Below are 23,856 nucleotides of genomic sequence, written 5' to 3' on the forward strand. Positions count from 1 at the left end.
GACGCGCGTAGGTATTTACGGGAATTTTGTGTTGCGGACTGTAAAGAACTCGAGAAGAACGGTCAACTCGCTTANCGAAGCACCTTTACACCCCTAGCCTATAAAATGCAGCAGCGTTATCCCACAGTACTTTTTTAGTGGCGGCATCACCGAGGGCATTGCCTATAATTTCTATATCTACCGGATTAAAGGCTCGCGGTGAACGGGTTGAAGGCAGGTCTGTGCCAAACATTAAGGCGTCGGGATTAATTTCAAACAAACGCTTTATCGCCTGACTGACCGCAAAATCAACTCGACCAAACCCTGTTGCTTTCACTCTGGCACCGCTTTCTGCCAATTGATACAACAGTNGCAAACCTGCTTTTGACAATCCTAGGTGATCAATACTAATAGCGGGAAGGCGACACAACTTATCGGCAAGATCTGCCAGGGTATTACAATCGGCATAAATCTCAATATGCCAACCAAGTAAATCATAAACTCGATGGGCGAATTCACAAAGATACTCGCTGGTTTCCGAGCCACCGCGACGCAAATTAAATCGCACCGCACGCACGCCGTGGCTGCCTAGCATCAGTAAATCTTCATCACTTACAGAAAATGGTAATTGGGTTACACCCACAAAAGTTGGGCCCAAGGCTTCCAAGGCGGTAATTAAATAACTTTGATCAAAGCTCTGAAACGAGCCTGAAACAACAGCGCCGCCACCCACACCTAAAGACGCAGTTTGGCCAACATAATCGTCAACCGTAAATGCATCAGGCAAAAAGCCGTCATTGCTGACCAAGGGAAATGCGGGGTCAATTATGTGTAAATGGGCATCAAAAATCATGTGCTGCATACCGCTCTCACCTCCGCCAGCTATATTTACTGCCTGCGTATCAGCAACGTTTATTATTAAGATCTAGGGATTTTGCGAAGCCTATCAACATTCGCAGATTTAAGCGTTAAAAGCAATGCTCAAGAAACATCGCCGTCGAGCGCCGATAGGCGAGCCTTAACCTCTATCCACTGTGACATATATTGATGACTTTTTAGCGTCTGGTGACGCAGCATAATACTATTAAAATGGCTTTGCCGATGGGCACTTAAATCCTCAAGTAAGGTGTCTACGCGAGACATAAACCTAGGCAAATACACATCGCGACTATAACGTGAAGAAATTAAATTTTTACCTTTCGCCTGGGCTAACTGCCAGTCATTTTCATTTTGATAAAGTCGCAGCGCCGCCGAAGCAAACTCATCCGCGAACTGCTCAGAAAACAAGGGAGCGCCATTTATCACCGCGCCACTCCACGGCATGTTGCCGCACATTGCCTCAGCGCCAATATCGCTAGTCACAGACGGCGTACCACATTCCATCGCTTCTAATAACTTACCTTTTTGTCCAGCGCCAAACCGCAGCGGCGCCAAACACAGACGCGCCGAACTCACCACATCAACGGCGCTTTTTGCCCAACCTTGAATTAAAAAACCCAGTTTTTCATTGTGAAGCTGCAGAGCCTTTGGCGGCGGATAGGCACCGTAAACATGGCATTCAACATTAGGAAGCGTTTTGCGAATTTTTGGCCAAATATAAGCGCGCAAATACTGTACTGCGTCCCAGTTTGGAGCATGGCGAAAATTACCAATAACAACACAGTGTTCACGCTCTGCAAAACCAGACCATTGCTGCGAATCTTCGTCTCGCAGACTCGAAAGTAGCGGCAGATAATGCAATATATCGGGCGCCACGCCATAGCACTCTTGCAAAAGATTTATTTCGTACTCAGAAATAATCAGGCTAATATCGCAGCGCCAAATAGCCGCGATCTCCCGCTGCGCGATGTCACTAAATAAATCGCTGCGCTGCACTTCTCGACCTTGTTTTAAGGCCTGATGACGAGCGTGACGCAAGCAGTGCAAGTCTTCGGTATCGAGAATACGCAACGCCGATTCACAACTGCGCTCTACCCGCCAAGCAAACTGCTCCTCGGTAAAAAAACGATCAAAAACAACAACACTCGGATTTAAATCACTGACAAAACGATCAAAGCTAGAACAGTTTAATGCTATATCTTTGCTAGCGACCCCCTGCGCCTCCAGATCTACACTGTGCTCGCCACGTTGTGCAGCGCTAGCAAATGTCACTGCTGCACCACCGCGCTGAAAAACATTGATCAAATCCATCATGCGCCGCCCTGCAGCGGATGAATTTGGTTCCGGCCAGACATAGCCAATAATTAGAACCTGCATAGTCTTACTCTGAAATGGCATCCAAGAAAAAGCTGCCAGTATAAAGACATCAAACTAGGTCTAGCGAACATTGCTCGCAGTAAAGAAACAGAAGGCAACAAAGAATACGTCGCCTAATCAAAACTACTGTAGGGAATCGGTGGCTCCGGCGGCGTCCAAATCGGCTGCCAGCGATCACTAAACGTATATTTTGCGTACATAATGATGTGGTTCGGTTCATAGAAGTCAGCGCGTTGAACGTCTGCTGCGACACCTAAATACCAACGATCACTCACTCGTTTTTCCACCGCCGCTTCAAGTGCATACCCAAATCCACCACCAGACGAGCTACGCCCGCCCAATTGGTAAGGCGCATCTTCGCTAGACCAAGAATTGGAAATTGAGGCACCAATAAGATAAGACCACTCATTCTCGCTACGGCCGTAATACCGCAGGGGAATAGAGAGCGACAGATAATTCTGCGGGCTAAAATAAGCCCCGTGCTGCAGGGTAAATTCACTCAAGTTTTTATCGTATTGAAAATGTAAGACGTTTAAACCAATTCGAAACTGTCGGTCGTCCTGATCAAGCAGGCGGTGATAAACCCCGCCAAGTAGACCAAATCGGGTGTTATCGGCGACTCGTTCGCCGCTCATACCGTGGTATTGAATACTCGCCCAATAGCCGTTTGCTCCACCCCGGTCATAACTTAAACCCAACTTAGCGCCGCTGCGAATAACACCGCCCCACTCTGTACCCGCATTGCTAGCGCCCGCCGGAACCTCTAAGCCGGCATAGGACAATGTTGTTCCAATTTCTGGCCGACGTGACAGCGCCAAACTCCACCCCACTTGGGACAGCTTGCCATTCATACCAATACCGCCAACCACACTAGAATTCTGAAACCCTACTGGAGTAGTGCCAATATCCGCCCACCAACGCTCGCTTAGCCAGCCTATGCCTAAAGCCACGCCCTCCGCACTGCCCTTAAATGGAATACGGTTAATACCGCCAGCAACTGGATCAAGATAATTAATATTCCCAGAGTCGACACTGACAAAATCAGCCCGCGCAATAATATGGCCATCAAGGCTTGGTACCGGCCATTTCACCTCAATAGGCACTTGGCTGGTCTGATCTCGGCCTTCGCGCTTTTTAAAATCCACGCCGACGATAACGTGACCGTCATTGCGCGCGCGAAGTTTATCAATTTGTTGGCGCGCGCTACGGGTCAGCCAATTATCAACGCCAGATTGATACAACTTTCTTTTCTGCCACTGCTTTCGCAATGGCGTGTTTGTCGGCTTGCCATTGGCGCGCAATAAAACGTCATAGGCCAGTTCCTCGGTTAATGCAGACTGGCCCTGTTCTGCACTTAACAGCATTATCTCACGCATCTGCATGGCGCTAATGTCATCGCGCTGACGTATTTTTGCAATTAACTGGCGCTCAGCTTTACGGTCTCGTTTGTCGCTAAACACCGATAACAGCTGCATCAATTCCTTGGGCGACAACATGGCAGAGTTGCTAAGTAAACTAGCGGCTTGCTGCTGATAAACATCATCTTCGTTAATTGCCGCGCTGCTTCGTAAAATGCCTAGGCTTGCCTCGTTTTGATAAGGTCCCAATGACTGCGCAGCGCGGTGATACAGAGAATAAGCCAATATATGCTTACCCTCTTCCTCGGCTTGCGCCGCTTTTTTTAGCTGAAAACGGGTGTTTAATTCGGAGAACTCTCTCTGCTCGGCAGCGGCTAAATCAGACAGGTTTAAACCGGCATACCAGGTAGAAAAATCCCTAATCTGATCCAGACTCAACAACAAATTACCGTAACTAAGCTGGCGATTCACCGGCCAATCTCGTGTCGGTTTTAAATCCTGCGCAATTTTAATCGCGCGAGGCATCTGCTCTAGCTCTATCCAAGCCTTTGCCAGTCGAATCTGCGCGTCAAGATCGCCCTGATAACGACGGCTGAGCGCATTCAAATTTGCCTGTGCGTTTGGGCTATCTATATCAAGTCCCGCAAAGGCCTGATTCAGCTCCAAGCGCAATAAGTTTTGCTGCATTGCATCGCTGCGTTGCGAGGCGGGAATACCTTGCAGCTGCGACAATGCGGCGCGCTCCTGCTCACGCGAAGACAAATACAAGGCGTAAGAAAAAATCATCTCCGCCGTCGGCGAGGTACGCCGCCAATCGGCCATTAGCTGATCAGCCCGCTGTGCCTGTCCCAATTTAACAAGCATTTTTGCCAAATCACTGCGCTGCCAAGGGGACGTAGGTTGCAGGAGCAGCGCCTGCTCAACTGCAGCCAATGCCCGATCTGGATCGCCGCTTTGCATCGCCAATTCAACTTGGGCGGCGGCTAGCTCCTGTTTGAGGGTATTTATCTGCTGGCGAAGCACCTGCTGCTGAGCCGCACTAAGCTGCCCTGCAAATTGCAGCGCAGCACGACGACCATGACGCTGTTCGCGCAGTGATAATAGACCGCGCAGAGCCTGTCCATTTTGCGGAGACAATCTTAAAGCACGTTGATATGCAGTTTCAGCCCGCGCATATTGCTTTTGAACTTCGGCCAATTCGGCAATTGCAATGTACACATGAATAGAATTAGGGCGGAGCGCCTGCGCCTCAGCAAGCGCGCCCTCGGCGCCATCGTATTTTCCTTGGGACAAAAACTGATCACTTTTTTGCAGCAAACTCCAGTAATGTGCAGTGTCAATTAGACGTGTCCACTTACCTCTCAAATCAGGATTCTCATTGTACTGTAAGGCCTGTTTGAAATAGCGTTCCGCCGCAGCTGCATTGCCTGTGCGTAAATATGCTACACCTAGGCCACCCAACACCTGCTCGTCATCTGGCCGACCTTTAACAGCGAAAAGTAACCGTGATTTGGCTTCGCTATTGCGATTAGCATCCAGTGCTGCCAAGCCCTGCTTACGAGCTCGATAATAAGGATTTTTTAGCTGCTCTTGCTCAATGTCTAAACGCTCAATGGCGTGACGATAGCTGTCTTGAATACTAATATCTGAGGGATAGCGCGATGCAAGTTCTGCGTAATCCGCAACGACCGTATTATTAATAGGCCGCGCTCCTAACATCAACAACCACGACGCCGCAGCTCGCCGTCCGATGCCTGGACCATTGGCTAATCGTTCAAAAATTTCAGCAGCCCGCGGGTCTTGTGAATTACGCCGAGTAAGGTGCTCAGCCAGCATGACTTCAATTAAGGGAAAACGCTCGTACTGATGATTAAGCGCTTCCAGACTATTTCTAACCTCAGTCCAATTCTCACTGATACGCCCTCTAATCTCCAATTTGCGCAGCTGCAAACCTAGCGTAGGCATACCATCCGGAAACAGCTCATTAAACATATCTAAGGCATCTTGATGCCGGCCCGCCGTAGCCAACAACTGGGCGCGGGACAACTGATCCTTACCCTCAGTCATCGCCTGTAAATACTGTTGAAGGTGCAGAGTTTGTTTGTGGCCCGAGTAATTTTTTTGCATGTCCTGCAATATTGCGCGGGCCTCGTCGACATTCTCGTCGGCAATAATTTGGTAGGCAGAATAAAATTGAACAACGGGAGAATTCGGCGTAATCGCCCTTAAACGTGCTAGGGCATTATCAATTAAGTCTCGCCGATTCATTGCCTCAGCAAGCTGTAATTGCTTATTTAAGGTAGATGCAGCCTCTATGTCTTCACCGCTTGCGGGCGAAGTCTGCGTGCCTTTAACCGGCTGTAGTACTACCCCTACACTGTCATAGTCAGGTGCTGTGTCCACCGCATCATTACGGACAAAGAAAAACCACACGAGGTAGGCCACCACCAAAAACGGCAGCGCCCGCAGCAGAGACATCCAGCTTATTTGCAAGAGCCTGCCTCCCAAGCGGGTAGAAGTTGTCCGTTTAGGGCAAAGCGATACCGCTTTTCCATCCAGCCAATGCCAAACAAGCTAAGTACGCTATCGTAATAACGCTGCCCCGGCGCAATTTTAGCTTTCGCATTCGCGACTTGGCTCAGTAATTCTGGAGTCTTGCTTTGCTGCTCGGCGGATGATTGAAGCGCGGGTAATACCGCTGCTAAAAAACCAACCGGCCCACTGCCAATAGTTTGACCGCTACGGCTATCTACGGTTTCTGGTGGTGTATTCTGTGCGGCGGTTTTCTCTAACATGGGCTTCACAGTATTTAGCAATGGCGCTTTGTGTGCATGTTTATCGGCCAACATCCCTAGCCACAAATAATTGCGGATCGCATCGTAGCTACCTTTACCTGAAGTTTTAGCATCTGCTCGTACCCCGGATTCTGAAACCAGCACCCAGTCGGGCACAAAGCCTTTTGGAGAAGCCTTTTCAATAATTAGCGCGCTACTCTTTGACAGCTCATCCCAATGTTGACTAGGAAACACCGTCGCGAGCCGATCAAGCAATTGCAGTGGACTATAGCTAGGATTTAAACGATATACTTTTTCGCTTTTGCTTGTTCCGGCCGATACAAAGCCAAGCGGTGCAGGCAATAACACGCGGCCTATAGTCGGTATTATCGCCGTCTCTTTTTGTATGATTTGGCGCGCCAACAAATAACTGAGACTGGCGTAATAATGGGAGTTCCACAGTCTTCCAGCTTCACTCAAGGTGTAGGCTATCCACAAATCGGCGTCGGAGGCCGCATTGCTATCTAACACCCCGCTCTTGCCATTCTCGTTCACGCCCCAAAGCCAAGCGGGTAATTGTGAACCGAGGTCGCCAGCGGCGAGATTATCTATTGTCCACGCCAGCAGTTGATCAAAGCTTTTTTGATCATCGGCAAGCAAGGCAAAAAACAAGCCGTATGCCTGCCCTTCCGAGGTGGTAATCGGCTGCTCGCTACTGCGATCAAGTACCCTTCCATCCTCTATATAATGCTGCTTAAACGCCAACCATTCAGGCCAGCTACAATGGTTTTCCGTTGCATGGGCTTCAGCCGCAAGCAACGTGAAAAACAAGGTAATCAGCAGATACCTCATTCATCATCGTCCACTTGCAAGCGACGAGCGGCTACTACCGCCAGCAGACGCCAAAGAATGATTGTTAACAGCACAACTAACAGTAGCGCACACGCTGCCAAGATAAAGGGATACTTCGAGAAGTGATACCAAATCAAGGTCTGGAGTGGCAGGTGCCCCACGAAATAGGGTTTACCAACAATATAACTCGCAACAGAATCGCCCCTAAACATCGCCACCGAGCCGAAAATATATGGTAGTCGTCCGGGTGTATTTAAAGAGCGAGTGACATCTAAAAGATCCTGATCGCGGGTACCCAGCATCGCAACCACACTGCGCTCATCGTCAAAGGGCGATTGCATACCAATCAAGGCGCCAAAAGCACCGTTGGCATTGAGGCTAACTTGTTCTGCAGTTGTCCACGCGCTATCTTCGCTCCAAGGAAAATAGCGTAAATTGCCAAGATCTTGGGGACGATTAATTGACCGCTGGCTCTTTCTTAATAATAAAGCTGGTTGATTTTCTTCAAGCGCCGAGTCTGCCATAGAAGGGTCTACGCCAATCGCCAATATATCCTTATCTGCTAGCACTTTTTGGTCCCAGCTATCTAGCAGCGTTAAGCCCATACCTGGGTAGGCCACGCTGGCAGAGAGATAACCCACCGTTTCTAATAATGACTCAATCAGTATTGGGCTCGGCGATGGCGGAATCACCACCGCGGTATCTGATAAATCAGCCATTCGCGTAAAGGGGTAACCCGCCGTTGCAAATACCTGAAGATTTGGCATTTCGATATAGTGGGGATAACCGGTGAAATCTATTGTCGAATCAGCTTCAAGAATCGCACGGGGACTACCCGCAGGGATGGTCCGGCATGCGCCGCTATTCACTGCGGCGAAGGCAAAGCGAAAACTCATTCTATTTAAACTGCCTACCTGAAAAGCAGGAATGCGAATTCTGTCGCCGCCACCCATGAAGCCATCATCCAGCAGGGGAACCCGCACCCGCTTTGCCTCACCATTTATACCTTTAGTAGTTAAGCTAAACGCTTCAACAAACTGACCATTGATAGACATACTCAAGCTGGAGTCATCACTGTCATTTTCCGGCGGTGAATAGCGATAACGTAGATCCAATGGGATACCACGGCTTTGCCAAGTAAACAGATCCGGCGGAACACGAAGCGACACTGATATATCGCTGGGTTTACGCCCCTCTACCTGCAAGACCATTGGGTCGTCGACCAACTCACCCAGCTTTACCGGGCGATCGGTTCTAATCCAACTGGGGGAATCATAGGGCACGCGGGGCTGTATCTGCTGCGCCTTCGATATTGTTGCCACCGGGCCACTCAATAACTCTGAACCCAGTGCTAGACCGCGAACCGCCGTCAAGAGTTGCTCGCTATCTCGGCCTTGAATCAACAAGAGTTTCACGTAGGGGTTGTCGGGGTGGGTAATAATTTGCAGAGTAGGTTCATCTACCTCGGGGAAGTCCACCAAAAAAGCGGGTCGATTAGTATTTGTCAGCATCACTACCGCATGCTGTTCAGGCGCCTTATCAATTAAGACTGGAAAATTCACTCCCCGCCACTTAGCCTGCGAACCAAAATATGAGGCCGCCAATGTCGCGGCGTATACCGTATCAATTTCATAATCAGGACCAAATACGACAGGCAAAGTCAGCTTGCTAAAATCGCGACGATCAAAAAACGGCGCTGGTAATATGCTGAGGTCATTGCTTAAACGAACGCGACGGCTATTCAACACCACCTCGCTCGCCTGGCTTATTTCTGCCCAAATAGCAGGGTCGCTGGGATTCCAGCACTCTTGATCCAAGTGGCCCACCAACTCAATACGAAGTTGGTTGTAATCGCTAAAATAACGGGAGTCTAGTGGCAAACGAACGCTATCGCGCTGACCTTTATTTAACTCCGTTACCGGCACCGCATGCTGGAGTTCACCGTTTAGGTATATTTTAAGGTGCGACAAAACTTCAATTAAGGCGGGCGAACTGATGAAGTCTAATTTCAGCTCGGCATCTTTAACAATGCGATCCAAACGAGAGCCAAAACCCAAATAAACACTGGTCTCGCTGCCCTGCACGTCCAATGAATCTGCGAACCCCAAACTGGTAAATGTCATGGTCTCACTAACAAGACTTCTTGGGTCAGGCTCGCCGCTCCCGCTCTTTTCCTCAGCGAAACTGAAGACTGGGAACATAACTAACCATACCAGCAGTGATAAAACCTTTGCGTTTAGCAAGACCTGTCCCTCATGTTTAATTCCTCACCGCCAGTGCTACATTACGAGGACGGAATGTGGCTAATCCCTCCACCATCCAGATCACCGCAGCATAAATTTGTGGTATGGGTTTTGGCGAATTCCGCAGCAAGCGGTTATAGCCCTGCACTGCAGAGCTAACCACTTGCCCCATACTTATTGAGGGTACATCTTCAGAGTAAGACTCTTTCCAATCCACCCAGGTATCCGCTTTTGCAAATGTGCACTGAACATAATCGATTGTTTGCCGAACAGACAATTTAGGCAAGCGCGTACCAAGCACTCCGTCCTTTGCATATACCACATGCAGCGGAAAGGTAAACTCTTCATTGCCTCTACGCAAAACAACGTCCAATTCCGTAGAATTACGAAGTAAACTGCTGTCAGCTACTTCAAAGCGCAAACCACCAAAAGAAAAATCACGTACCGTTGCTTGAATTCGATGGCCCGTAGGTAATATCAAACTTGCCGGAATTCCCACATCGACCCTAGGCGCCGTCCTCACCTGCTTTGCCTCCGACCCTACCGCAGCAGCGGCCCCAAGAATAAGCATATTGTAGAAAGTCCACATTAGGTTCACTACAACTGCCGAGATTTCCTCACTAGGCCCAGAAATTATTCTAACAATTCCCCATATAACCCCAGCAACATTAAGTACCACCAAAGCAATATAAGGTTTGGATATTACCCAGTCGTAGTAATCCCGCTCAATAGTGCCACCCTTAGCGGTGACGTTGAAAGTACCTTTATGAGGCGCAAATAGGGCCACTGTAGTTGGCCTAGCCACATACCAAGCCAGCACTGACTCATATACTTCGCCCCAGAAGGAATAGCGGTATTTTCCCTGCAACATAGAGTTGACCGAGGCGGTATGAACCATATGTGGAATGACATACATCAACAACACCAAGGCCGGTGCATAAATAATGTAGGTATGCAGAAGTAAAAACGCGAGCGGCGCCGTCAAAAATATCAAGCGAGGAACACCAGATAAAAAGTGCAGCATGGCGTTAAAATAACAAAGCCTTTGCTGCCAGCGCAGTCCGGGGCCAGTTAAGGGATTATCTAAGCGTAAGATTTGCGCCATCCCCCGCGCCCAACGAATACGCTGACCAATATGCGCAGACAAGGTTTCCGTTGCCAAACCAGCGGATATCGGTGCGCTCAAATAGGCTGAGCCGTACCCCTTTCTATGCATGCGCAGAGAGGTATGAGCATCTTCTGTGACCGTTTCTACCGCTATCCCACCCACTTCTTCAAGTGGCTTACGACGCAAGATTGCACAAGAACCGCAAAAAAACGTGCCGCCCCAGAGGTCGTTGCCATCTTGAATTAGTCCGTAGAAAAGATTGCCCTCATTTGGAATTTTTCGGAAGGTTGCCAAATTCCTTTCAAATGGGTCAGGCGAATAAAAATGATGAGGGGTTTGTACCAGTGCTAAATTGGGGTCTTTTATGAGCCACCCCATGGTCATCTGAAAAAATGCGCGAGTCGGTATATGGTCGCAATCAAAAATAGCGACGTATTCTGCATTGGTCTTAGTAAGCGCGTAATTAATATTGCCGGCTTTGGCATGGTTATTCACCGGCCTGCGAATGTAATTCACGCCCACCTGCGCCGCAAAATCCCGAAAACTATCGCGCTTGCCGTCGTCAAGAATATGAATGTTCAGTTTATCTTGCGGCCAGTCCAAGCCTAAACTGGCATAGACCGTTGCCTTAACAACATCCAGCTCCTCATTATAGGTGGGAATAAACAGGTCAATTGTCGGCCAAGTATTTACGTCTTCAGGAAGGGCTTGAGGTGTTCTTTTTAAAGGCCAAATATTTTGAAAATACCCCAACACCAAAACAACCCATGCATAAATCTCTGCCGCCAAAAGCACCATACCAAGAGTAAGCCCAACCGGGCTATCCCAATTTAGAGTATTAGTACTGCGCCACCAGATATAGCGCGTCGATACCAGCAATGACAGCACAATTAACAGCATACTTGAAAAACGCCCAGGCATACGCTGTAAAATCCAAGCCATAAATAGCAGCGCACACACAAAGGCCGCCTGTGCCTCTAAACTAAAAGGCACGGTAATACACAGCAAGCTCAAGACCAAAACTGCTGCTATTAAAAGTCCGTCGCGCCAGGATAGCCTTTCCCAAAGCCCCGGCGCAGAACGTTTTTTCAAATTGGCAGAAACCGTTCCATCGACGTGACTTTCAGTACGTTGATTTCCCCACTCCAACACCAGCCGAAACCAGCCTAGTAAAACAGCCAGCAATTTTTGATAGTATTTAGCGAAATGGCGGGCAGTACCGACGGTCTTTTTAACAGATCGACGCGCCGAGTGCGGCCGAATAAACATCAGCCAAAAAAGTTGTACCAAAGCCCTTATAGGGTCATCGATACGAGGCCTACTAAAATCAATTTGCGGAAAGAAGTGCTGCGGCAAACGCCAACTTTCAACACCGGCTATTCGGGGTTTTAAAAACACAAAGGCAAACAGCAACCAGATCGTGACAAGCACCCGCCCAGCAATCGAATATCCGCGCGCGCCCTTTAAACAAAGAAATTGGTGCCGCAATTCATTTTGCAGCCAAGGTTTAAATAAACCAAGCAGAGGCCAGCTAGTCTCTTGATCGATACCGCGTCTCTTTCGCAAGCCCTCTCTCACGAAGGTACCCTGGCTAATTTATTGACGCACCATACTGCAAGCAAATAGAAATCTAAGGCTGCAGCACTATTAGGTGCATAGCTGTTAAGCGTTTGTAAATGCGCGAGCGCCTCAGGTACCGCAGCGTCATGGTGAATAATATTAGATATAAGGTGATGCTCTAACTCTCGCCGCATCACCAGCAGCAGGTCTCGCTGCAGTTCATTTTCTGTTTTCACAGCGTTTAACAATATTTCGCAATCTGTCAGTAATTGCTGGCCTAATGGATGGGATACCAGTAATCGATAAGACTGCAGATCCGCTCTTGCTATCAGCAAGGAATAATCAGCCAAGTCCTTTAGGGCTGAAAATTGTTCGGAACAATAGCCCGTCAGTGGTGCCGAAAAATCCAGTAGCAAATAATCAAGAGGCTCAGCGCTCAGAGCTTGGCAAATATCCGCGATATGTTTGGGCTTATCAGCTAGATTGCGACGCAAAGCGCTTAAAGAATCGACATCGAGCACCCCAAAGGGTAATACGCGCCCGCCATCCATAGCCTCAAACCCACACTCCACCCAACTTTGGGAGAGAGAGGCGCTGCGTGCCCAGCCATCTACGGCATCACTGGCCACGCCAAAATGCAGGGCTAATAGATTCTCTGGCGAGCAATCGATAGCGAGACACCGGTGGCCAAGGCCCTGTAACGCTGCAGCCAAATTGGCGGTGACCGTTGTGACCCCGTTGCCACCGCCGATTGAATGAAGCAAAATAATTTTCAATTACTCACCACCCGCGCCGATATTAGCGTTTGACCCAATGAACCAACTGGTGCCCTTCGCCTTGCTATGTAATTCTGTCAACAATGGCCAGCGCCGGATAATCTGCTGATAGCGGTGCAACTCAACCACTTCAACATACTGCCTATCCTTTAGGGCATACGCTCTATATATAGCTCGCACGTCCTCACTCAGTTTCCTTTGTCCATCCACCACTATCCCGATTCCCTTATTGCCATTACGACTAGATAGCCACGCGCTTTACTTCTTTTCCAAACACGTATAAGGCATTATACAGATCAGACTGGCGCAACCGAGTTCCTTTTCCGGTTTTGCCGGCTAATTATCAAAGTAATTCGAAAATACTCATTAATAACTAGCTATGTATCGATATAGCGGTTTGCTGTAAAGGATCAACAAACACACTATGCTAGGCATTCCTGAGCTTCCAGCCAACGCCTTCACATTTCGCGAAGGCGCCTTGTATTGCTACTTTAGCCCCGCATTACGAGACGCCGCACCGCTGCTCTTGAGGCTAGTCAACAGCAGTAAACGGAGCCACTTTGTCATAGATTGCTCTGAATACGAACTATTTTCAGGACTGGACGCGCAAACCCAAGACAATTTTTGCAAAACCTTTTCATCCCCCCAGCACCCAGCATTCTTTTGGCATTCAAGTGCTGAAGAATCAAAAAAACGAAACCTGAGCACATTTTTAGCCGACAGCCAGCGACTCCACCCGCGAAACAATACCTTGCTCATTATAGCAATACACGCAGATCGTATAGCTAATGACACGCCAAAGCAGCGTAACCGTCAAATATCGCAATGGGCAAACTGGGCTAGACAAAAAAAACTGAGTGTTTTATTCCATTTCTATGGTGACTATCAGTCTCTGCGCCCTGCCTTGATTAAAGATAGCGCTCAAATTGCCGGCATGCTAAGCCTACAACCCATTAGCCGGCATAAACTCAACGTTCATCTGCACTACTGGTATAGCAGCGTAGATATCATCGCTGACCAAGAATATTTCCTTAACACCGCCGACACTAATTGCTTATCGGCAATTGAACACCAAATTAATCACGGCACCACTGATTCAACAACAGCGATTGATGAAGACCACATTCATATTGCAGCGCCGGCACTCACCGACGCAGATCAAGTAGCAAGTAACCGCACGATCATGACGCACTCTGCCAGCGACAATCGTAGACTTCTTGAATCAATCAAGCATCTAGACGCAGCAACCGTAGTATTTAGCTGCGCCGCGCCCAATGATGCCCGAGATATAGCAGTTATGTGCTACGAATTACGCACTAAGTATGGCGGCCGTCCAAAACTGATCATCCGCGAGCTTAAACCTTGCCTTCGCTATTCCGATACTCGCTTCCTATTACGAAGCGGTGCGAACTTAATTGCGCCTCACACTGTGGGTTTTTCCGACTTTCTGGATCAGATTGACGCCCTACAAGGGCAAGTGATGATTCGCAGTCTACCCGCGTCATTGAGTGATATGCTGGAGTCATGGAACGGCATAAATCAGCGAGGTTACTTTGAACCAAAAGAGTTCGTTCAGCACGCACAATTAGCACTAGATACCTCGCGGCAGGACGATCTCGACCTTGTCTTACTACTACTAAAACCCTCTAAGACCATTGCCATAGAACATTGCTTAAGCCTCTGTAATATGACCCGCAACGGCGACTTAGTTACCGTTAGTGACGGTGAGCTTTTTATACTATTCGGGGCCTGTCGTGCTGCCGATGCAGATACAGCACTACGTAATAGCTTTGCACTCCCACCCCAAGAAATTTTCGCTGAAACGCTTCAATTTAGCGAAGTTGCAGACATAGAAGAGGCTATAGCTAGTATACTGCCAGCTCGTGATTATCTAAGCGCCGAAAAAGGCCAGCAGCTACTCAGCCTAGCGCCAAATCAGCCAAGTCGTAGCCAAGATGCCTTTACCGTGCCAACTGAGCTGCGAACATCGGCAAAACCAGTAACTTTATTATCCCAGTACAAATCTTAATCATCAAAGTATGCAAATAAGCGATACGAACGCGGTAGCTAGTTAGTATGAATATAGACAGTTTTATAAGTACGATATTAATCGGCTTTTTTGCAGGCAGCCTTGTCGGCTATTTTGCCCGCGAGGTATTTTCGACGCTACGAGCAATCATTTTTCGCGTCTACGCCAAACCGCGTTTCTTACAGCCATTTAACGCCAGTAATATAAAGAAAAGCCCTAGCTCAGCTTATAATAACGAGCCGCCGCAATGACAGAGACCTCAGTAGATCGCCCCATAACACCGACCGGCCTAGGTTGGTGGAACCTCTATTTTATCGTCAAAATCATTCTGTTCGTTCGTGGCGTTATTGAATTCCACCCATTAGAAAACCTCAGCTTATTGGCGCTTCTGCTGCTACCCATTGGCAATAAGATCATCAATGTGGCCCGTCACCTCATCGCCCTTCCTTTTGCGTTGTGGTTATTTCATTACGACTCTTTTTTACCACCATTGGAAAGACTGGTCGCACAGATGGATCAGCTGATGGCCTTTGAATGGTCATATCTACTCGAACTAGTAATGCGCTTTGTGCCACCAAGCGCACTGCTCGGGGTATTTTTACTGGTCGCTGGCTACTACTACCTTGCGAAGTTCTTCCGAGTTTCGGTGATGGTAGTACTTGCGTGTTTTGCGGTCATTATTCCAATGGGGAGCGATAGCGACAATAGCTCCTCCGACTCACCTGCAGTAGTAGAGGCAAAAAGTAATAACAGCGCCTCCGCCACCCGCGATGACGACAGTTTGAATCAATACCTAAATCAATTTTTTAACGAGGAACGTCAACGGGTTGTCGACTTCCCAGATACCGCTGGCAACACCGCCCCCTTTGACATTCTAATGATCAGCATTTGCTCACTTGCCTGGGACGATATGAGCATCGCGGGCGTCACCAGCCATCCATTTATGTCGCAATTTGACATGATATTCGAGCAATTTAACTCTGCGACTTCGTACAGTGGCCCAGCCCTGCTTCGCCTGACACGCGCCAGTTGTGGCCAACCCTCTCATGACGCGCTGTATCAGCCCGCAGATCCACAATGCAAATTGTTTGATAATTTAAAAGCGCTGGGTTACGGCGAAGAACTGATGATGAACCACGATGGCGTATTTGGTAGTTTGCTCCAACGTACCCGTCTATATGGCGGCATTGATGCTCCATTAGTCTCACAGGAAGGCTTAACAATCAGTCAAAAAGCATTCGCCGGCTCACCTGTTACCCGTGACCTAGAATTACTTCAACGCTGGTGGGCAGGACGGCAAGATAGTACTCAGCCGGTATTCGCACTCTATAACTCGGCAAGCCTTCACGACGGCAACCGTATTATGAACAGTGAGCGCGTCTTTGGTACCGAAAGCTATACCTTGCGTATTCGCAGACTGTTCGACGACTTAAACCAATTCATGGAACAATTAAAGGGCTCAGGCCGCAATGTTATGGTGATATTAATTCCAGAGCATGGTGGCGGCTTGCGGGGAGACAAAATGCAAATCCCAGGGATGCGTGAGATTGCGTCACCATCAATCACAGATATTCCCGTGGCGGTAAAACTCGTTGGGCCAAATATAGAGCGCAGCGATAGCGTCGTTCATATAGATAAACCAAGTGGCCACATGGCGTTATCACAACTTATTGCAAATGTGATCAATACCGGAGTTTATAACGGCGGCCCGTATTCAGCGGCCAGCCTTAGCGCCAATCTGCCAGAGACCGAGGCAGTATCGCAAAATGAAGGTAGCACTGTTATCAAAGTTGGCAATGAGCACTATATTAGTCTCGACGGCCAACACTGGAGTATCTACCCTTCTAATTAGTTCTTTTAATATAAGCAATGAAAATGGAAATTTCGGTGCACTATGAATTTTGGCAAACTGAATGAACTAGGGAACTGGAGTCATTACTTTTTAATTAAAGCTGCGCTATTTTTTCTGGGGAAAATTCAATTCCACATCCTTGGCAATCTTGCGTTCGCACTATTTTTATTGCTTCAAGTTAAGGGGCGAGCAGGCCGTATTCTCCGCCAATCTTTCGCCTTGGCGATAGCCATCTTCTTGCTATATCACGACATGCAAATTCCGCTGAACGCAGCGGCAACGACACTCGCCCACTTACCAGAATACGAGTGGTGGTACACATTGGAATTGCTACTACGATATCTCACGCTAAAAACCTTATTCATCGTCGCCCTTCTCTGTATGGCGAGCTATTATATTTCTCGCTACTTGGAGCTTAGCACCATTGCATTTGCTGGTCTGCTGAGCGTAGCCATTGCTCAAAGTGGGGTTATCGCTACAATCTTCCCACCAAACAAAGTGATCACAGCAAGTAGCGTCGCTAACAAGTCCAGCAACACAAAACCACAGCTTAATTCTGACCAAGCACTTAACAGCTACCTGCAACAATTCTTTCAAAAAGAACAAAGTCGACATATCACGTTAGCTAAACCCGCCGCAAACACGGCGCCCTTCGACATCATTTTTATCAGCATCTGCTCATTGGCATGGGACGATATAAAACTAGCGGGCATGAGCGAACACCCCTTGCTAACTAGTTTCGATATTGTCTTTGACAACTTTAATTCAGCCACTTCATACAGTGGCCCTGCGGTTACGAGGCTGCTTCGCGCCAGCTGCGGGCAGACACCGCACGACATGCTTTCAAGTAATGACGGCGTCAATCGCTGTCTAATTTTTCAACAATTAAAAAATAACGGTTACGAACAAGCGCTGACTATGAATCACGATGGCCGCTTTGATGGCTTTCTGAAACAGCTGAATGTTTACGGAGGCATCGATTCGCCCCTTGAATCTCAAGCTGGCATTCCCGTTTGTCAAAAAGCCTTTGATGGCAGCCCTGTGTTGTGTGACAAGGCAGTACTAGAGCGCTGGCTACAAACAAGAAATGCATCTAATACCGTTAAACAAACTATGCTATTTAACTCGGTATCACTGCATGATGGTAATCGGGTTATTGGCCGGCAGGCGAAGTCTGGCGTCGCAGGCTACAAACAGCGCCTGAGTATTCTCTTCGACGATTTGCAAAACTTCATCGCCCGACTAGAACAAAGTCAGCAAAATACACTACTGATACTTATCCCTGAGCATGGTGCGGCATTGCGCGGAGATAAGATGCAGCTATCGGGAATTCGCGAAATACCGTCACCCAGCATTACCCATATTCCTGTTGCCGCTAAATTTATTGGGCCGCAGTTAAAACGTGTTGGCCCAACAGCAAGAGTTACAGCCGACAGTTCTTTTTTATCACTATCTGCATTAATCGCTAAGGCCATACAACAAAACATCTTTTCAGAGAACTCATTTTCGCCCCAATCACTTAGCGAGGAACTGCCTACCACCTCCATCGTTTCACAAAATGAGGGCAGTACCGTGATACGCCTAGATGAAAAGAATTATGTCACTGTAGATGGCAGGCAATGGTCGGCGTATTAGTGCCCGTTCAGACTAATTTATAACTAAGAGACCTTTGCACGATAACTATCTTGCCCTCTGCCGGCGTCGCTTAAAGGCGCCTACTGTTGGCAAAATCGTACCCAAAGCACTCGCTCCGCTCGCGGGGCAGGCTCTACTCAATCGGTCATTTATGAGTATAAACTCCCTCATTCCGTGCGATTTTTCCTTGCCAGAGAACAAAATTCCGGCTCGCGCAAAGGTCTCACTAAAAAATAGCCAAAAACCGGCCCCTCAGCTAACGGGGTCACCGCTAAGGGGCACAATTAAACAAAAATTATAAAAATATGCGTTAAGAGAATAGCGACGCATTCTTTTCACTAACCTGTTGATTTAGTGTCCAGTAGTCGTAAATGATACCCAGCAGAAATACCCCACCGGTTAACAGGTACAAAATACCCGTCAGCCATTTCCCAAGATAAAAACGGTGCAAGCCGAAAAAACCCAAAAATGTGAGTAACACCCACGCCACGGTATAACTGCTACTGCCAGAGCTAAAACTTGAATCCGCCTCTCGATCCATACTAGGAATTAAAAACAGATCCACGATCCAACCGATTAAAAACAAACCCAATGTAAAAAAATAGATTGTCGCGCTAATCGGTCGACCATAATAAAAACGGTGAGCTCCAAAGAAGCCAAATATCCACAAGATATAGCCTACTACTTTACTATGGGTATTGTTCATTCCCTTTGACTCCCGCACACCATGTCTGCCTAATTAACCTAACAAAGTCACGAAGTGTAGGCGATTATGTGTCATAGCTAAAGCCCACCCTTCGCCACATTCTGATGCTGCCTTTCAACATTCGGTGCTGGGCTAAGCACAAAAATCACCGAAGCAGGTTTACCCGTCTCTGTATTGAGGGGTTCAAGCATTTCCTTTAGCTGCAAGCCGCAGTCAGAAAACAAGGCCATCCACGATGACAAGGTCCGAAAGTACCAAGGAGCCGGCTCGATAAATTCATCGCCAAACCCAGCCCAACTGCCCTCTCGCCACCCGTCACAGTAAGTTTCACCACTAAATGCAGGGTGCAGTGTTTGAATTATGCAATGTCCTTGCCGACTTAAAATTGGAGGTACAGCAGCTAAAACATCAGCCACAATATCCTTGCCCAAAAGGGAAAAATTACACACCACGCAATCAAGCGTTTGCGACCAGCCACCCCCTGCAAATGCCTGGTATGACATTACCTTAAAATCCCCCCCGCTTGCGGCGGCCTTGTCAATCAGCGCTGGAACAACATCGACACCCACAGCAGACAAACCCAAATCTGTCAATGCGCGAACCAACCAGCCCTCGCCACACCCTAAATCCAAAACCTGCTTTGGTGCCTTTGCCACCACTGCGTTCACAATAGCGGCATCAGTAACCTTTACGCGACTCCGAATCTCGGCGCCACGCACAGCACTTGTCCACGCATTTACATTCTTATGCCACGATTGAACAATCGCATCCTCAAAATGACTATCGTCCATGCCCTGCCTCCTAAGCAATCGAATCTAAGCGATAATTTTTAGCATAAAGTATTGAATTTTCTTGCAGCGTTTACTGCGCCAGCTTATAACGTCGGTTTAATTTCGTCGTGATTAATGCCGTGCACTGTCATTTCTTTGAATCTCGTCAATGTCGCTCCTGCCAATGGCTAGACACGCCCTACGCTCTGCAGCTCACACAGAAAGAAGCCGAGCTAGCCCATTTTCTTCATCCGCTTTCAGCGCCACCGCTTTTAGCTAGTGTCGCTTCTGCGCAGTCAGGCTTTCGCAACAAGGCCAAAATGGTAGCACTCGGCACGACTACGCAAACAAAATTAGGCATTTTAGGCCCAAAAGGTAAGCCCATTAGTCTTTGTGCCTGCCCGCTGTACCCAGCAGATATGCAGGAAGTACTACAGACCGTAGAAAATTGGTTAAGCACCCTTGCGATCCCACCCTACGACGTCAGAGGCCGACGTGGTGAACTCAAGTATTGTTTGTTAAACAGAAATGAGCAGGGAATATTCATGCTCAGATTCGTGCTGCGCAGCAGCGCGACCATAAGCGCAATTCGCGATGCGCTGCCTAAGCTCCTCGCATCACAGCCACAAATCCAGACAGTATCAGTCAATATTCAGCCTCTGCACGCGGCCATTATCGAAGGGCCTGAAGAACAGGTTTTGCAAGGAAATCCGTGGTTGCGCCAAACCCTAAACGATATCCCCCTGTATCAACGACCAAAAGGCTTTTTTCAAACAAATTCAATCATGGCAGAAAGCCTCTATGCCACTGCAGCCCAGTGGCTGAAGGACCTCCCAATCAAAGAAGTCTNGGATCTCTTCTGCGGCTCCGGCGGCTTTGGCCTGCATTGTTTAACTCCAGACAGGACACTCGTCGGTATCGAAATTGAAGAGGAAGCCATCGCCTGTGCAAAACGCAGCGCAGAAGAACTCGGCGTTCAATCGCAGGTCAGTTTTAGAGCGCTGGACTCTGGTAATTTCACCGACAACAAAGCAAACAATAGTGATGCGATAGCTGCGCCAGATGTCATCATCGTTAATCCCCCGCGGCGGGGCTTGGGGCAGCAACTTTGCGACGACCTATGCATTATCAATCCGCCCTATATTTTGTACTCTAGCTGCAACGCGCAGACGCTAGCTAAAGACCTGCTGCAATTGCCCCAATACAGCCTGCAAAAGGTCCAATTATTTGATATGTTCCCCAATACCGCCCACTATGAAGTCTTGATACTCTTAGCCAGACTATAGCGTCACCATGTCTTATCTACACGCGGCAACAAACACCACATGCCAACTATTCGCTTTAAAGAACTTAGCTATAGCAGCGCAGACGACGAGTCAGTACTAGACACTCTGCTCCGCCATCACATCGCAATACCTTATGGCTGCCGTGCGGGTGCCTGTCAGGCCTGCACATTGCAAGCAACACCCAGCCAAATTCCAGACGATTGCCAGCAAGGATTAAGCGAGCACCAAGTCCGTCAAGGCTACTTCCTGGCATGCCAGTGCACGCCAAATCACGATATAGACGTCAACACCGTAAATACAACAGCCACAAAAATACCCGCAACCATTATCGACAAAACACTACTCGACGAAAATACCTTACGCCTTCGTTTGAGTTGCCGCTTACGCTGGCGGGCAGGCCAATACATCACACTCTGGATGAAGGACGTGGCGCGTTGTTATTCCATTGCCAGCGTCGCTCGCCTCGAGCCCTATATTGAGCTACATATACGCGTGCACCCGCGCGGAATAATTAGCCAACAATTATTTGCAAACACAGAAGTCGACGAGACCTTAGAGCTACAAGGCCCCTTGGGAGGTTTTGTTTACGAGCAGGAACATGCTTCCCAGCCACTGCTATTAATTGGCTCTGGAACCGGTATCGCACCACTCATTGGGATTGCGCGGGATGCGATCGATTGTAAACATAATGCAAATATTCATCTTATTGCCCTTGATCGCACCGCAGAAAATTATGCCATGCAGCAATTAGAGACATTAAAAAATAGCGCATCACAATTCTCTTTTCAAACAGACGTAACTGATAATACTGAGGTGATAATCAGCAAGCAATTTTCAAGTTTACGTGGGCAGCGAGTCTACATTTGTGGCGGGCAAAACTTTGTACAAAGAATTAGAAAAAAGTGTTTTATGCTCGGTGCATCACCAAGACATATCATTACGGAAGAATTTATTAATTTCGGCTCACAGGATTCAAACTAAGCGCCGGTATCCTAAATATTGAGAGGTAAATTTTTGCTTACCGTACTGTAAAAAATACTCAAAATCCCAGCGCCAATCGGCAAGCAAGCCCCGGTATTCATCTCTAAATACATAGCTATGCGCGTCAAGCGGTCTATCTAACACATTTACTTTTAGCAAAATTCGCTGGTAGTAATCACCTTCAAAGCTATCTAAACGCGCTAAACCCTGTTCATTCACGCCGTAATAAACGCGCCCTTGCACACTGGAGGCGGTCTTGGGAATGATCGCCGGATAAGCCTCGCCGCGAACTGCATAGCGCTCATAACCAATTAGACGAGCTTCATCGAAAGCCAATTTCTGTCCCGTTACCGCCGTCATAATGTCTTCGCACATCAAACTACCGTAGGTAAAAATGATTGCCATAAGCGTCCTTATCATCCTCACCAAAACAGGCAATATCTGCAAATAGAACTCTACCACTGGGCAATACCTGTCCAATGGTTTGGCATAAACGTCCGCTGCGAACATCGCAATAAGGCTGGGACGCAACATGCTCTATCTTGCGTAACTGCTTTGCGGCTAATGTTTGATAAAAATACGGCCGCATTGACCAGTTAGAACCGCAGTTCTCATTATCGACAAACCAACTGCGACCATCTTCCCCGTTAGTTAATTCGTAATTTGGTGAGATTTGCTCACCATTTTCACTACAAATAAACACCCTCAAAAAACCAGCAGGTGGCGCCGGCAAGTTAGCAAAATCTAAGCTATTGTCTTTAGTCGCTGCCTGCACATCAGAAAAATACTTTTCCATCTTATCCATATAAAGCATTAGCTGCTTTTCTCGACTAATATTTCTAGCAACGAAGCCATCAAGTAATCGACTCACCATCTCCTTAGGCGAGTCTGGGTCTATAAATTCTGGCAACGCTGGCCAGAAAAAATAGCCTTGTACATAACGTGCACCGCATTCCAGCGCAAAATAAAATTCCTGTTCCGTCTCAACTCCTTCACAAAGTAATTTACTACCAGTACGGCGCGCCAAATTAGCAATACTTTGCACAACTTCCTCTGGCATGCCACCTGCCATAGCACTCTTAAACAGGCCCATATCAAGCTTAATAATATCGGGTTCCAGTGCAATAAGGCGATCTAAATGGGAATGCCCAGCGCCAAAGTCGTCAATAGCAATTCGCATTCCTGCCTTGCGATAACGCCGCAACAATTTTTGCATATTACTGTTATCACCAGCGCCCTCGACAAATTCAATCACCACGCGATGAGGATCAACTCCATTTTTTTCCGCCATAACAATGGTTGGGACAGGGCTATGATCAGCAACATGATCCATCCATTCTGGAGATAAATTCAATGACAAGAACGCGTCGTGCTGATGTTGAGAAAAATACGCCAAGGCCTGCTCACGCACACTGCGATCGATGGCGAGCAAGTCTCGGCGATTAAAGTTGGGGTCGCTAAACAGGGCGCCAATAGATACCACGCGACCATTATTTATTCGCGTTCTAGCTAGCGCTTCGTAACCTGCAATCGACATTCTATTGATATCGATAATCGGCTGATAACACGGAAAATACTGCACTTGTACTCCGCCATACAACGATGTAGTGAGCTAACAAAGTAACCAAGCCGAGTAAATTTTACAAGCGAGGTCAGGCGATAAAGTTATTTCCAGTAATACCCCATAAAAA

General features: G+C 47.9%; 17 protein-coding genes. 5 read left to right on the forward strand and 12 right to left on the reverse strand.

Translation table 11 applies throughout. The annotated features are described in order from the left end of the window. Positions 1-85 precede the first annotated feature (85 nt). The 8 genes from GVJ32_RS01630 to bcsR form a co-directional block, all read right to left on the reverse strand. Positions 86-841 (reverse strand): amidohydrolase family protein, encoded by a 756-nt coding sequence (locus tag GVJ32_RS01630; protein WP_159238307.1) that lies wholly within the window; start codon positions 839-841, stop codon positions 86-88. A gap of 119 nt (positions 842-960) precedes the next feature. Next, complete coding sequence (locus GVJ32_RS01635; RefSeq protein ID WP_200841297.1) at positions 961-2,235, reverse strand: glycosyltransferase family 4 protein; 1,275 nt, start codon at positions 2,233-2,235, stop codon at positions 961-963. A gap of 113 nt (positions 2,236-2,348) precedes the next feature. Continuing rightward, the gene (locus GVJ32_RS01640; RefSeq protein WP_159238309.1) at positions 2,349-6,086 is read right to left on the reverse strand and encodes a cellulose synthase subunit BcsC-related outer membrane protein; all 3,738 of its coding nucleotides are present in this window, start codon (positions 6,084-6,086) and stop codon (positions 2,349-2,351) included. Beyond that, the gene (bcsZ, locus tag GVJ32_RS01645; protein WP_159238310.1) at positions 6,077-7,219 is read right to left on the reverse strand and encodes a cellulose synthase complex periplasmic endoglucanase BcsZ; all 1,143 of its coding nucleotides are present in this window, start codon (positions 7,217-7,219) and stop codon (positions 6,077-6,079) included. Before bcsZ ends, GVJ32_RS01640 begins: the two co-directional genes overlap by 10 nt. Next, entirely contained in the window at positions 7,216-9,342 is a 2,127-nt protein-coding gene (bcsB, locus tag GVJ32_RS01650; RefSeq protein WP_159238311.1) for a cellulose biosynthesis cyclic di-GMP-binding regulatory protein BcsB, read from the reverse strand. The genes bcsZ and bcsB overlap by 4 nt, the downstream gene beginning before the upstream one ends. Before the next feature lie 136 nt (positions 9,343-9,478). Then, on the reverse strand, positions 9,479-12,136 hold the full coding sequence (gene bcsA / locus GVJ32_RS01655; RefSeq protein ID WP_200841298.1) for a UDP-forming cellulose synthase catalytic subunit: 2,658 nt from the start codon (positions 12,134-12,136) through the stop codon (positions 9,479-9,481). An 8-nt stretch (positions 12,137-12,144) separates the two neighbouring features. Next, complete coding sequence (bcsQ, locus tag GVJ32_RS01660; protein WP_159238312.1) at positions 12,145-12,906, reverse strand: cellulose biosynthesis protein BcsQ; 762 nt, start codon at positions 12,904-12,906, stop codon at positions 12,145-12,147. Further along, positions 12,907-13,119, reverse strand: coding sequence for a BcsR/BcsP family cellulose biosynthesis protein (gene bcsR / locus GVJ32_RS18420; RefSeq protein WP_353652891.1), 213 nt, complete (start codon positions 13,117-13,119; stop codon positions 12,907-12,909). Between the two features lie 211 nt (positions 13,120-13,330). Between bcsR and GVJ32_RS01670 the strand changes: the two genes are divergently transcribed. From GVJ32_RS01670 to bcsG (GVJ32_RS01680), 3 genes are all read left to right on the forward strand, one after another. Next, a complete protein-coding gene (locus tag GVJ32_RS01670) occupies positions 13,331-14,935 on the forward strand; it encodes a BcsE family c-di-GMP-binding protein (RefSeq protein ID WP_159238314.1) in 1,605 nt (534 codons plus the stop codon). A gap of 247 nt (positions 14,936-15,182) precedes the next feature. After that, complete coding sequence (gene bcsG, locus GVJ32_RS01675) at positions 15,183-16,787, forward strand: cellulose biosynthesis protein BcsG (protein ID WP_159238315.1); 1,605 nt, start codon at positions 15,183-15,185, stop codon at positions 16,785-16,787. Between the two features lie 42 nt (positions 16,788-16,829). After that, the gene (bcsG, locus tag GVJ32_RS01680; protein WP_159238316.1) at positions 16,830-18,422 is read left to right on the forward strand and encodes a cellulose biosynthesis protein BcsG; all 1,593 of its coding nucleotides are present in this window, start codon (positions 16,830-16,832) and stop codon (positions 18,420-18,422) included. A 310-nt stretch (positions 18,423-18,732) separates the two neighbouring features. On the opposite strand, the gene GVJ32_RS01685 is transcribed toward bcsG (GVJ32_RS01680), so the two are convergent. Together GVJ32_RS01685 and GVJ32_RS01690 are read right to left on the reverse strand one after the other, a co-directional pair. Then, the gene (locus GVJ32_RS01685; protein WP_159238317.1) at positions 18,733-19,128 is read right to left on the reverse strand and encodes a TM2 domain-containing protein; all 396 of its coding nucleotides are present in this window, start codon (positions 19,126-19,128) and stop codon (positions 18,733-18,735) included. Between the two features lie 77 nt (positions 19,129-19,205). Next, positions 19,206-19,919, reverse strand: coding sequence for a class I SAM-dependent methyltransferase (locus GVJ32_RS01690; RefSeq protein ID WP_159238318.1), 714 nt, complete (start codon positions 19,917-19,919; stop codon positions 19,206-19,208). A 119-nt stretch (positions 19,920-20,038) separates the two neighbouring features. Between GVJ32_RS01690 and rlmC the strand changes: the two genes are divergently transcribed. Next, positions 20,039-21,184, forward strand: a complete 1,146-nt coding sequence (rlmC, locus tag GVJ32_RS01695; protein WP_159238611.1) for a 23S rRNA (uracil(747)-C(5))-methyltransferase RlmC — start codon at positions 20,039-20,041, stop codon at positions 21,182-21,184. A 39-nt stretch (positions 21,185-21,223) separates the two neighbouring features. Then, the gene (locus GVJ32_RS01700) at positions 21,224-22,165 is read left to right on the forward strand and encodes a 2Fe-2S iron-sulfur cluster-binding protein (protein ID WP_159238319.1); all 942 of its coding nucleotides are present in this window, start codon (positions 21,224-21,226) and stop codon (positions 22,163-22,165) included. Here the strand turns inward: GVJ32_RS01700 and GVJ32_RS01705 are convergent. Both GVJ32_RS01705 and GVJ32_RS01710 read right to left on the reverse strand, forming a co-directional pair. Beyond that, on the reverse strand, positions 22,157-22,570 hold the full coding sequence (locus GVJ32_RS01705; RefSeq protein ID WP_159238320.1) for a gamma-glutamylcyclotransferase family protein: 414 nt from the start codon (positions 22,568-22,570) through the stop codon (positions 22,157-22,159). The genes GVJ32_RS01700 and GVJ32_RS01705 overlap by 9 nt on opposite strands. Further along, complete coding sequence (locus GVJ32_RS01710; protein WP_159238321.1) at positions 22,545-23,747, reverse strand: EAL domain-containing protein; 1,203 nt, start codon at positions 23,745-23,747, stop codon at positions 22,545-22,547. The genes GVJ32_RS01705 and GVJ32_RS01710 overlap by 26 nt, the downstream gene beginning before the upstream one ends. Positions 23,748-23,856 lie beyond the last annotated feature (109 nt).

The sequence above is a fragment of the Zhongshania aliphaticivorans genome (genome assembly GCF_902705855.1).
In the GTDB taxonomy this organism is placed as follows: domain Bacteria; phylum Pseudomonadota; class Gammaproteobacteria; order Pseudomonadales; family Spongiibacteraceae; genus Spongiibacter; species Spongiibacter aliphaticivorans_B.

Bases quoted from the DNA above. Each gene is read 5' to 3' on its own strand.
- GVJ32_RS01700 (WP_159238319.1), top strand. From the start codon at position 21,224: ATGCCAACTATTCGCTTTAAAGAACTTAGCTATAGCAGCGCAGACGAC.
- bcsB (WP_159238311.1), bottom strand. From the start codon at position 9,342: ATGACATTTACCAGTTTGGGGTTCGCAGATTCATTGGACGTGCAGGGC.
- GVJ32_RS01705 (WP_159238320.1), bottom strand. From the start codon at position 22,570: ATGGCAATCATTTTTACCTACGGTAGTTTGATGTGCGAAGACATTATG.
- GVJ32_RS01670 (WP_159238314.1), top strand. From the start codon at position 13,331: ATGCTAGGCATTCCTGAGCTTCCAGCCAACGCCTTCACATTTCGCGAA.
- bcsG (WP_159238315.1), top strand. From the start codon at position 15,183: ATGACAGAGACCTCAGTAGATCGCCCCATAACACCGACCGGCCTAGGT.
- GVJ32_RS01635 (WP_200841297.1), bottom strand. From the start codon at position 2,235: ATGCAGGTTCTAATTATTGGCTATGTCTGGCCGGAACCAAATTCATCC.
- bcsZ (WP_159238310.1), bottom strand. From the start codon at position 7,219: ATGAGGTATCTGCTGATTACCTTGTTTTTCACGTTGCTTGCGGCTGAA.
- bcsG (WP_159238316.1), top strand. From the start codon at position 16,830: ATGAATTTTGGCAAACTGAATGAACTAGGGAACTGGAGTCATTACTTT.
- GVJ32_RS01685 (WP_159238317.1), bottom strand. From the start codon at position 19,128: ATGAACAATACCCATAGTAAAGTAGTAGGCTATATCTTGTGGATATTT.
- GVJ32_RS01690 (WP_159238318.1), bottom strand. From the start codon at position 19,919: ATGGACGATAGTCATTTTGAGGATGCGATTGTTCAATCGTGGCATAAG.